This is a genomic window from Pseudomonas oryzae (assembly GCF_900104805.1).
GTDB classification, from domain to species: Bacteria; Pseudomonadota; Gammaproteobacteria; order Pseudomonadales; family Pseudomonadaceae; genus Geopseudomonas; species Geopseudomonas oryzae.
Genome location: NZ_LT629751.1, coordinates 562,459 through 573,571, shown reverse-complemented (window position 1 = coordinate 573,571; position 11,113 = coordinate 562,459). Strand labels below are relative to the sequence as shown.

General features: G+C 54.7%; 8 protein-coding genes. 6 read left to right on the top strand and 2 right to left on the bottom strand.

What is annotated here, in order from left to right:
* Window positions 1-56 precede the first annotated feature (56 nt).
* Both dnaQ and BLT78_RS21255 read right to left on the bottom strand, forming a co-directional pair.
* Complete coding sequence (dnaQ, locus tag BLT78_RS02750; protein WP_408003091.1) at window positions 57-842, bottom strand: DNA polymerase III subunit epsilon; 786 nt, start codon at window positions 840-842, stop codon at window positions 57-59.
* A 227-nt stretch (window positions 843-1,069) separates the two neighbouring features.
* Window positions 1,070-2,248, bottom strand: coding sequence for a hypothetical protein (locus tag BLT78_RS21255; RefSeq protein WP_157719465.1), 1,179 nt, complete (start codon window positions 2,246-2,248; stop codon window positions 1,070-1,072).
* A gap of 700 nt (window positions 2,249-2,948) precedes the next feature.
* Here BLT78_RS21255 and BLT78_RS02740 point away from each other — a divergent pair.
* The 6 genes from BLT78_RS02740 to BLT78_RS02720 are packed head-to-tail and all read left to right on the top strand — an operon-like array spanning window position 2,949 to window position 11,052.
* Complete coding sequence (locus tag BLT78_RS02740) at window positions 2,949-4,160, top strand: site-specific integrase (protein ID WP_090347510.1); 1,212 nt, start codon at window positions 2,949-2,951, stop codon at window positions 4,158-4,160.
* Window positions 4,157-5,830 (top strand): site-specific integrase, encoded by a 1,674-nt coding sequence (locus BLT78_RS21250; protein WP_157719464.1) that lies wholly within the window; start codon window positions 4,157-4,159, stop codon window positions 5,828-5,830. The genes BLT78_RS02740 and BLT78_RS21250 overlap by 4 nt, the downstream gene beginning before the upstream one ends.
* Window positions 5,827-7,890, top strand: a complete 2,064-nt coding sequence (locus BLT78_RS02735; RefSeq protein ID WP_090347509.1) for an integrase — start codon at window positions 5,827-5,829, stop codon at window positions 7,888-7,890. The genes BLT78_RS21250 and BLT78_RS02735 overlap by 4 nt, the downstream gene beginning before the upstream one ends.
* Window positions 7,883-8,320 (top strand): hypothetical protein, encoded by a 438-nt coding sequence (locus BLT78_RS02730; RefSeq protein WP_090352095.1) that lies wholly within the window; start codon window positions 7,883-7,885, stop codon window positions 8,318-8,320. Before BLT78_RS02735 ends, BLT78_RS02730 begins: the two co-directional genes overlap by 8 nt.
* A 42-nt stretch (window positions 8,321-8,362) precedes the next feature.
* Entirely contained in the window at window positions 8,363-8,794 is a 432-nt protein-coding gene (locus BLT78_RS02725; RefSeq protein WP_090347508.1) for a VPA1267 family protein, read from the top strand.
* Window positions 8,791-11,052, top strand: coding sequence for an AAA family ATPase (locus BLT78_RS02720; protein WP_090347507.1), 2,262 nt, complete (start codon window positions 8,791-8,793; stop codon window positions 11,050-11,052). The genes BLT78_RS02725 and BLT78_RS02720 overlap by 4 nt, the downstream gene beginning before the upstream one ends.
* Window positions 11,053-11,113: the final 61 nt, after the last annotated feature.

Sequence of the window (11,113 nt, the reverse complement as noted above, 5' to 3'; positions counted from 1 at the left end):
ACCATCCCTGCCTTCAGGGTAGTTGCTGCGGCCGATCGGGGAAATCGGCCCGTGCCTCAATGCACGGTCGGTGCCTCATCCTCGGCTGGCTGCTCGAGCTGTTGCCAGAGCGCCGGCCCGCCCGTGGACTTGGCCACCGCGGCCAAGCGTGCCGCGTGCAGCGCCAGCTCCTCGTCACTGGCGCGGATCACCCGGGTACGCGGACGGTCGACCGGCAGACGGCGGATCTCCGACACCTGCGGCCCGCTGCCACCCTCGCCTTCGCTGTTCTGCCCGGCCAGCGACAGGCTGGTCTGCCCGCCGGTCATCGCCAGGTAGACGTCGGCGAGGATCTCGGCGTCGAGCAACGCGCCGTGCAGATCGCGGCCCGAGTTGTCCACCCCGTAGCGCTTGCACAGAGCATCCAGGTTGTTGCGCTGCCCCGGATGACGCTCGCGCGCCATCAGCAGGGTGTCGAGCACGCTGCAGTGGTCGAGCACTTCGCCCAGCTCCGGGCGATCGCGCAGCAGGGCGAACTCGTGGTTGATAAAGCCGATATCGAACGCTGCGTTGTGGATGATCAGCTCGGCGCCCTTGATGAACTCGAAGAACTCATCGACCACATCGCGAAAGCGCGGCTTGTCGGCCAGGAACTCGTTGGTGATGCCGTGTACCGCGATGGCGCCCTCGTCGACTTCCCGGTCGGGGTTGATGTAGACGTGGAAATGACGCCCGGTGAGACGCCGGCCGATCAGCTCGACGCAACCGATCTCGATGATGCGGTGCCCCTCGCGAGGCTCGAGGCCGGTGGTTTCGGTATCGAGGACTACCATCCTGTCAGCAGCTTTTTTGTAAACCGTCATCGATTCTCCCCCCTGCAAATGCGCGCCAAATCATAACATACCGGCCGAAAACCATCGCAATGACCGATGATCAGGTGTAAACAGCGCCGAGCATTCTCTTCAAGTACGTCAAAAAGTAAACGTACCCACCGCAGCCATGAAATATTAGCCATGGGCTGCCAGTGAAAATACCCATAGTGACTGACGATGACGACGCGCTCAAATTTTCTATTCCACTCGAAGACCAGCTAACCACCCCTAGCCAACTTGACAATACCAAATGAGGCAACCCTGACATACGGATGCAATCGGCAATTACCCTTTTTATGAATAATTGGCTGAAACCTTAACAAGCGAGGGTCTGAAAATGCAATCCTTGACCACATATATGACATCCGCAACCCTCTACAGCAACCTGGCCCATCCTGGCTTTTAAAAAGAATCTCCGCCCAGCCATAATTTCGCATAAACGCGAAACTCTTTATCTCCTTCACCACATTGAAAGGCACCCAAGGATGCTTATCATCCAGCGCAGTCCTAAGCCCCAAGGCAAACTGCACATCAACCCCACGCCACCCCTCCAACAATCTCTCCATATTTTTAACTCGACGCTTCCAATCGAGCGTTTTGGGCTCCCCTTTTATATTAAAGGAAAGCTCGTTCAGCACACCAGAATCACATATGTAGTCGAGCGGCGTGCTTGCTATTCGATGATGACGGGGTAAAGCCAGCGGCAGGACCAGATCGATGAATCGCTGCAGCAGAGGTAGACCGATCTTCAGAGCATGAAGCTCCAAAGCCATCATCGTAAGCACCTTGTGCAAGCTACGCCCAATCGCTTGGACGCCACTGCATTTATTTTCCACTGCCTCTCGTAGCAGCCAGGTCAGGCAGGCCAATACATCTAGATCAGCCATTAATTCGAGCTTCTTGAGGAGTGATCGATTAACAGGAGCCCGCCTCACATAGCTGAAAATTCCAATTCGCTCTGACCTAAACAGAACAGCCTGAACCTCAGTGGACAACCGCCGCAGCAGCGCCTGCCCCTCCATAACGTCTTTATTATCAAAATCAAGCACATCCCAAAGAGGGTGATAAAAAATGCGCATTGAGCCTGGCGCATTCTTTTCCACCTTCTCCAAGGTCCTCGCCCCTGGTGGGCTGCCATCTCGGAAGCGGGGCCACTTGTTCGAGCTGTAATTGAAACGACCGTCAGCATGCCATTTGACTGCGTCCGGCTCGAGGTGGCGTTCCATCTCAGCCGGCCCCGAAAAGGCGAATCGCTGCTTCAGCGATTCATACCAGCAGCGGGTGCGTATGCCGTCCAGTGGCTCCCGCCAGAACAGGCACTCCGGTGTTGAAAAAAAATTCCGCAAAAACGGCTCTACACTTTCGAAAATTGAAGTAATTCTTTCTATATCAGTCACTTAGCTCACTCCAAAGCCGATTTTTACAGTAGCCTAGGAGCCAAATTCTACTTACGACAGCCTCAGAAATCTTCCCTACCATGTGCGCAACCAGACGAAACGAAGCGCATCATGCCCCTACAGAACGACCTCCTCGCCCTATCTACCGATCTGGAGCACCAACTGACCACTCGTTACGGGACGATGCTAGCCAGTAAGGACTTGTGGCGGGAACTTGGTTATCGCTCAGCAAATGCCTTCCGCCAAGCATTGCTCCGAGGAACCCTGGATCTGCCAGTGTTTGAGGTAGAACACCGTCGCGGCCGATTCGCCCTAGCCAGGGATGTTGCTGCCTGGATTGCCAGGCAGCGGCTGAGCTCTCCGGGTATTTTTGCGAAGCTAGCCAAAGACCAACCAGAGTAAAAATCTCCTTATAATAAAACTGGCTAGAAGAGTTTTTTATATGATCGACATATGATTACTGAACCATAACTAAGCAAAGGGGATGCACAAGATCCAATACTGCAACCTTTCGCCTTTTTTGGGGTACGTCAAATATTCTCCCTTACCACCCAGAATTCTGCGCCCCTTAGTTAGCGCCAAACCAACTGACCGCCCACTCATCTCAACTATGCAAATTATCGCGACAAGCGAGAACTCTCTTCGCCCAACGTGCCGGCCGGTCTCTGTATGGCATTTTCAGTTAGAGGAACATCGCCCCATGAACTACACAACAAAAACCTTCATTACGAGTAGCGGCGAACGTTTATCTCAACTCTACAAAGCGGGCGAACCCGGCTTCCCCCTGTTCCACCCAACCGCTTTCATCGCCCGCTCAATCCGAAGCTCCGTTACGCACGAGACTCAGAAGGTCTATCTTGCGGCGATAAAGCGAGTCTGCGAATGGGAATCCAGCAGAAAAATCGATCTTGCCCTGAGTTTCCATCGGCGCATGTTTCTCAGTGCTGCGCAGATTGACGACCTAGCAAACTATCTGCGCGCCAAAAAGTTGGGCGCCAAGGGGGACGTCATCAGCAACTCAAAGTATAACACCTATGTAGTCTATGCCGCCGAATATCTGCACTGGCTCGCGCAAGAGGTTATCACCGACGCCAATACGCCCGATGTAAAGGATGGGATTTCAGCGCAAGATGCCATGCTGCGGAGAAAAAAGATACGCAAAGCCGGCTCAAAGTCAGCAAACGAACAACGAATTTTGTCAGCGAGACTATCTAACGAGGCTTGCAACCAGTTGCTTAATCTATTCAACCAGCCATTTGTGGATCTTCGGCAACCACAAGACCTTGGACCGAGACTGCGCAATGTTTTGATACTTCGCATTCTTTATGACACAGGCATGCGAATCGGCGAAATACTAAGCCTGAAGCTCAAAAGCTTTATCGAAGCTGGTGGCGATGATAGCGCCTACTTAGTCATAGAGCGCAATCACCATGATGCTTTTGATACTAGGTTAAATCAACCCGTCGCCAAAACACTGGGGCGTATTGTTCCGATATCGAAAACCCTCGAAGAACAACTGAAGGAATATCTAGACAAGTGGCGTGCAGAGGTGCCCAGGGTCGGATTCTCGGATGAGGATTTCATTTTCGTCGTCCACCGTGGCGGGCGCAGCCAGGGCCGAGCACTCCCCAAAAAGGCATTTGATTCAGGACTTAAAAACCTCAAGAAATCCTTTCGCGCCCTCGCGCCGACTCACCCCCACCTGTTGCGACACGACTGGAATTACCGTTTTTCAAAACTTGCAGACAGCTTAGGCATGTCTATTGAGGAGGAACGCACTACGAGGGAGCAACTGATGGGCTGGGTGCCAGACTCGCCTATGTCAAGAATCTACAACCGTCGTCATATTGAAGAAAAATCTCATGAACTTTGCCGAAAATTGGCTTCCGACACATCAAGGACAATCGAATGAACACCGAAGAATCCTTGCCAAGCGCGCCCGCGCTGTTTGAGGTTGACCTCAAGCGGACTGAACGTCCAGACCAACAGAACGAGACGTTTTATTGGGACGGCGATTCTCTTGTTCATACAGGCCAAGGGCGATCCAAAATGGCAAAAGCCATGTCACCGTTAAGCCCCTTGATCAAGGCGTCATTCAAACAGCATCTCATCTCCTTCTCAAAGCAAGGAAACTATTCACCAAACAGTTACTTCGCATTCTTCGCAGCGCTAAATGTAGCACTAAAGAAATACCCCACCCGCACCTTTGACACCAAGTGGATAGCACAGGCATTGACTAACTCCTCATTCCATAGATACAAGAGCGGGCTCACTCAGTTTTTCCTGCACTGGCAGGAGCGCGACAGCTCTGCTATTAACCATGATGCTTTGCGCCTGCTGAATGATACATCTGCACACCCTTTGGCACCGCGAAATGTGCTATCGGACGACCCGGAAAAAAGCTGGCTCACCGATGAGGAGTATGAGAGTTTGCTGAGCGCCGCCTGGAACAACTACGACAGCGAAAAATCCGGCACACAAGTGACACTCATAAAGTTGTTATCGATGCAATATTCGAGAAGACCTCGACAGATCGCCCTTCTCAAAGTTGGTGATATTCGTGAAGCTGATGGTTCGGATAGCCAAGGACTCACAGGGCGAATTATCGAATTCCCGGGCATCAAAGACATAAACTCCGAATCCGATTTTCGTGACAGCAAATTCGAGCCTCACCTACTACCCGATCACCTGTGGGATTTATCCAAACTACAGCTCCATGAAGTAAAAGTGCTTTACGAATGCACTTTTGGATTTTCGCTATCGAACGACCAATTTAAAAAGCTACCACTCTTTTGCAGCGAAGCGCGAATAAAAGAAGCCATCAAAATAATAGAAAAACACTACCAAAAAAATTTTGTTGACAACCTAGACAGCGAGCTATTTCATCTACGAAAAATTCAGATTGGAAATATTATCAGATGGGAAAATAACACCCCTAATTGTAGCTATGGATCAGATCACCCACAGCGCTCGTTGCGACCAAAGCCCCCGATTAGCCCCCGCACCGGCAAGACAATGGTTGTCACTGCAACTCGGATGCGCCATACGCGGGCGCGCCAGCTCGCCCGACAGGGCGTGCCCAAGCACATGCTCTCACACTGGCTGGGTCATACATCTGAGAAATCGCTTGATGCGTACTACAACGATCCTGCCGAGCAGGCGCGGCAACTCGATGAAGCAATGGCCCCAGCATTGACACCACTGGCCATGGCTTTTTCCGGAACGCTAATCGACTCAGAGGATCAGGCAACGAGGTGCAGCGACCCGACCAGCAAGCTGGAGTTCGACCGAGCAGGTGAACTCAAGCGCGTCGGCCACTGTGGAAAGCACAGTTATTGCGCCACAACTTCGGTGCCCATTCCTTGCTACCGCTGCAATAGATTCGAACCTTTGCTCGACGCACCCCACCAAGAGGTATTAGAAGCACTGTTGCAGAGACAGGCTGCCGAGGACCAGGCGCTGAAAATCGGCAGTCCGCGAAACCTGCTGATACCCATTGACCTCACGGCTGACATTCGTGCAGTCGAAAATTGCATTGCGCGCTGCAACGCCCGCAAAGCCGAACTAGAGAGAATCCCATGAGCCAGGTTATCGAGTTCATCCCCAAGCGAGAGTTGTCTGCTCAGCAAAACCTAAACGCCTTCATTGCCCTAGCTCGCGATCACCTGTCGATTTGGTCTGATCTGGAGGGTTTTGCCTGGCACGCAAACAAATGGCCAACGACGCACAGTGCCATCCGCTTCGTCAACTTTGAACACAGCGACCTCCATCACAGTAAGTCTCCCGAGCCTCATCAACTGATTCACCCAGCCTTAACCGAGATTGCCAAGGCCTATCTGCGCTACAAACATACACTGCGCCCACACAAGGGCATCAACCATGAAATTCGCGCATTTCGGATAATAGAGTTTGCCTTGCGCCAAGAAATGGCCGTGCCGGATATCACCAAGTTCAAACAGCGGCACTGGAATATTGCTGTCAGCGCCGTTGAGCCGATCGCATCCCGCCAAACAATTTGCACTATCTTGTTGGGCATACTGAAAATGCTAGCAGACCTTTGCATCCTCACTGTCGATCCGCGGTTCTGGAGGCATCCCTACGTGGGGCGGCACAGCTACGAAGCCATTAACGGTGCAGGTGCACCGAATGAAGCCAAGGCGGCGAAAATACCCGATCAGGATGCACTCCTGGCCATTGCCGAGGTTTTCTCACGAGGCGCCAGTGAAACGCACGAAGACGCTGACATCATGGTTAGTTGCATCACTGGACTTCTGCTAAGCGCACCCACGCGTATTGGCGAGACCCTGCGCCTTCGCACCGACTGTCTGCGCGATGACTACGACAAGAATAGTGAAATCCAGCACTACTTGGCGTACTGGGTACCGAAGATCCAGCAATTCACTCGCAAGGCCATTCCAAGATCAATGGTTGAGGTCACGATAGAGTCGATCAAGCGACTAACTTACATAACCGAGGAAGGCCGTCGCCTGGCGCACTACTTCGAGACCAATCCAACGAAATTTTACCGCCACGCGAACTGCCCTAATGTTCCTGAAGACCAGAAACTAATGCGTGATCAGGTGATGCAAGCACTGGGGCTTTCCAGCTTGGGCAGCTGCGAAAGCTTCATTAAGAGGCATACCGGATACCATTCACTGACAGGCTTTACGCTGAATGACTTGTGGCAAATGGTATTAACCGAACACCGTGCACTCAACCCGTACTTCCCCTATCAGGAATCCCCAGAAAGCTCGCTTCATCCACCACTCAAAATGTCTGAGTCCCTTTTATGTTTTCGTCGCTTCCAGCTGGGAACGCGGGCTAGCACAAGCCCCGTACTGCTGGCCCCCTTCGACGGGGGTTATTATTCTGGCCGCTTGAAGACCGGCAATCACAGAGTGGAGTCCATGAACTTCTTCGCTCGGAACGGCTACGAGACTATCAGGCTCAAATCCCACAGCTTCCGCCACCTGCTAAATAGGCTTGGGCGCAGCAGCGGCATCCCCATAGGCGTGCTCACTGAATGGAGCGGTCGCGCCACCACCAAGCAGACCCGTACTTATTTGCACGATGACCCGGCCAAATCTGCCGCCAAAGGAGCTGTCGTGCTCGGGACAATCCAGGAGCAAGAGCCTCAAGATCCGGTCACAAACGAAGAAGCTGCACTTTACGGCCAAGGCCCGTACCATCGCAGCCGCTATGGTATTTGTCGCCGTAGCTGGCGTGCCGGGCCGTGCAACAAATTTGCCGACTGCCTCAATTGCTCAGAACTGCTGATGTGCAAAGGTGACAAACTCGCCGCTGAAGTCATCCAGCAGGACCGCAACAACCTCGTTCGGACATACACAGCAGCCCAGCAAGCGATTGCAAACGGCGAGCGAGCTGCATCGCGCTGGACGGAAAAAGCAGGACCTCAGATCGAACGAATCGATCAACTGTTGGTCATCCTGCACAACCCTGACATTCCTAACGGCAGCCCTATCGAAATAGCCGGAGCAGACTTTAGCCATGAAAAAATAATTGTGTCCGAGAAGGCCGAAGCGCTAGGTGTGAGGCTGTTGGACAGGAGTGAACTGAGTATCACCTACGGCGACGACCTGCTCGCCTGCCTGGATCTACTGCAGAGTCCCGATGATGACTAAAACGATCACTGACCAGCATGAAAGAAAAATCGCCCAGATGATCCGCAACTGGTCGGCCGAACACTCTCTGGAATGGAATGCGGTATGCCTCGGCGCGCAAGGTATATTGGGGTGGAGCAAACCGCCGACACGTCAGGCACTCGACAAAAAAGTGGCGATAAAGGTCGCTTACCAGACCAAGAAGAAGCAACTGAGGCTTGAAAAACAAAAAATCCAGGGTATTCCCAAGCCGCGAAGCACGCTGGATGCAATGAAAAAGATCTCTCGACTTCAGAAAGAAAACGACGAACTGAGGGAAGAACTTGCAAAAATGGCCGAAGTAGCTAACCGATTCATCCACAACGCGTCCTTGGCAGGCCTTTCACGAGAACGTCTGATGGCTCCTCTCCCAACTGTCCGTGAGCCGCAGCAAAAGCTCAGGAAGGGCTAAACAGTGAACGATACCCCGGAATGTCTCCTGGAGATTTGAGCCATGGCCAACGGGCAACAAGTTTCGGAACAGAACCATGCAGCCTTTCTCGCCTGGGCTTCTGTGAAATCCGATGACGATTTCCGTGAGTACGTGCATAGAGCCAAGCTGAAGCGCGCCGAGATCGCCGCTGAGTGCGGCTTCGGAAAAAGCGCACTGGTTCAGAACCCCGCCATCAAGAGCGCCCTGAAGGAGCTGGAGGACGGCCTGCGGAAGCGCGGCATCCTGCCGCTGGATAACGACACAGCGAGGGATGCCGCGCCGCCTGTGCGCGACAAAGATGCCAAACAACGTCGCCAGGACAGCCAACGACTGAACGCGCTGGAACAGGAGAACGCGGCTCTGCGCACCGAACTGGCCAAGGCCAAGGCCATGCTGGATCGCTACAGGCTGCTCTCTTCATTCATGGAGGAAACGGGACGCTTACCACGATGAACACCCCATCTCCGGATCTGATCAATACCACCATTCGCATCACTAAAATTCGCGTGAGGAACCGCTACTGCTGCATCGCCTTTGGCCACAAGGTTGAGCTGTCAACGAGGTTGAACGACAGGTCGAGTGCGTTGGTCGTCAGGGTGCCCGTCGCTATTGCCGAGCCCACGAAAATTGCGGTTGGTGGCATCTATGATGTGTATGGCGAAGCTCTCACCATCCAGCGCGCCCACGGATCCTACGTCGCCTCAGAAACGCAGATCGAAGTGCAGGACATCAAGCTGGTTCGCCCTTCCGGCAGCCAGGTGATCCAGTGGTTGGCCGACCAGGTGGCAGGCATCCGCGAGGTCAAGGCAACCAAGCTGTGGGACGCCCTGGGCGAGTACCTGTATGACGTGCTCAACAACCGCGATCACGAAGCGATCAGATCGATCATCCCGTCCGAACAGATACGTGATGGCCTGTTCGACAAGTGGGCCGAGGACGGCGACGCCAAGACGCTGCGCTTCGTGCAGGAGCGCGACATTCCGCTCGATCTCGCCCGCAAGGCCGTCCGGTTTCACAAGAAGAACACCATTGCAGCCCTGACCGAAGACCCGTACCGGCTGCTGAGTTTCGAGGGTAGCTGGGCGCGCGTGGACGGCATCGCTCGAGACAAATTCGGTATTGCCTTGGGCGATCCTCGGCGACTGGCTGCGGCTCTTGAAGAGGCGCTGTATCGGGTGGCCGAGCGAGGCCATACTTGTGCAACCCTGAATGACCTTCAGGATACGGTCGGCAGGCTGGTCAAGCCTTATTCGGCTCCATCTGCAGCCCTGGCCAAGGCTCTGCTCCAGGGTAAGGCTACGGGCCAGTTCATCAGCCGTGAAGTGGCTAATGGCGAGCTGATGCTCCATGCACCAGGCACCTACATCATGGAGCGGCAGTGCGCCGAGTTCATCTTGGCGCTGCTACGCAATCCGGAAACCCAGCAGCAACTATTCCCGACCGATATCGATGCCCTGATCGCAGGCTTCGAGCGCGAGGAACGCCTGCTCTTGGGCATCCCCGAGTTTGCTCTAAACGACGCGCAACGCCGGGCGGTGAAGGTTTCGTTCGAGAACCGTTTCAGCATCATTACGGGCGGTGCCGGTGTCGGCAAAACCACGGTACTGAAGGCGCTGTACCGAGCGCTCGACACACTGGATCGCCCCCGCTTCCAGATGGCGCTGTCGGGCCGCGCTACAGCCCGCATGATCGAGGCTACGCAGCAGCCGGCCACGACTATTGCCGGCTTCCTGCGCAATGTCAGCGCCGAAGAAATGGGGCCAGCGCCGGTCGTCGTCATTGACGAGGCCTCGATGCTCGATTTGGTGACCTTCCACCGGCTGGTCTGCAAGTTGCCATCCGGCACGCACCTGATCCTGGTCGGCGATCCTTACCAACTGCCGCCTATCGGCGCGGGTCTGGTCCTGCATGTGCTCTGCGACCTCCCGAACATCCCGACAACGCAGCTCACCGAGGTCAAACGTCAGGCCAGGGAGTCGGCCATTCCTGCGGCCTCCCTAGCTATCCGCGAGGGTCAATGGCCGACATTCGCCACGGATGACAGTGGCGAGGTCGTGTTCCTGCCGTGTGCTGACGAACAGATCATCCCAACCGTGCTCAGGCTGTACGAACTGGACCGGGACAATACGCAGATTCTCGGTGCCACCCGCTCCTGCCACTTTGCCGGTGTAGAGACCCTAAACCGTGTCTGCCATGGCCGCTATGCGAGTACGGGCAGGCCATTGATGGCCATGAACGAGGAAACCGGCGAAGTCGAAGCAACGGGCTTCTGCGTGGGAGACCTCTTGCTCTACACCGCCAATGATTGGCAGAGGAACCTGCAAAACGGCTGTCTGGGCCGGTTGCTGGAAGTGTTCGACGAGCCGGTCAAGGTCAATATCGGCGACGATGAACGACCGGAAATGCGTGCCGCGCTGGGCCGCGCCGTCTACGAGGGCGTTGACCATTACATCTTCGAAGGCGACGTGGATGTGATGCAGCATGCCTACGCCATCACCGTCCACAAGAGCCAGGGCAGCCAGTTCCGGCGAGTGATCGTGCCGGTGCGCAAATCGCGGCTGCTGGACAGAACCTTTATCTACACCGCCGTCACCAGGGCTCAGGTGCAAGTCATCCTGGTGGGCAATGAGGATGCGGTCAGGGATGCCGTTGCCCGGCCGCCAAAAGCATTCGGCCGTCAGGTGGGGCTGAGCGAGATGCTGAGGGTCTGAAAAAGCCCCAGTGGCTTGCATACATAGGAGCCCAGCACATCGGGCTCTTCCGGAGCGTCTC

Bases quoted from the DNA above. Each gene is read 5' to 3' on its own strand.
- dnaQ (WP_408003091.1), bottom strand. From the start codon at position 842: ATGACGGTTTACAAAAAAGCTGCTGACAGGATGGTAGTCCTCGATACC.
- BLT78_RS02740 (WP_090347510.1), top strand. From the start codon at position 2,949: ATGAACTACACAACAAAAACCTTCATTACGAGTAGCGGCGAACGTTTA.
- BLT78_RS21250 (WP_157719464.1), top strand. From the start codon at position 4,157: ATGAACACCGAAGAATCCTTGCCAAGCGCGCCCGCGCTGTTTGAGGTT.
- BLT78_RS02735 (WP_090347509.1), top strand. From the start codon at position 5,827: ATGAGCCAGGTTATCGAGTTCATCCCCAAGCGAGAGTTGTCTGCTCAG.
- BLT78_RS02730 (WP_090352095.1), top strand. From the start codon at position 7,883: ATGACTAAAACGATCACTGACCAGCATGAAAGAAAAATCGCCCAGATG.
- BLT78_RS02725 (WP_090347508.1), top strand. From the start codon at position 8,363: ATGGCCAACGGGCAACAAGTTTCGGAACAGAACCATGCAGCCTTTCTC.
- BLT78_RS02720 (WP_090347507.1), top strand. From the start codon at position 8,791: ATGAACACCCCATCTCCGGATCTGATCAATACCACCATTCGCATCACT.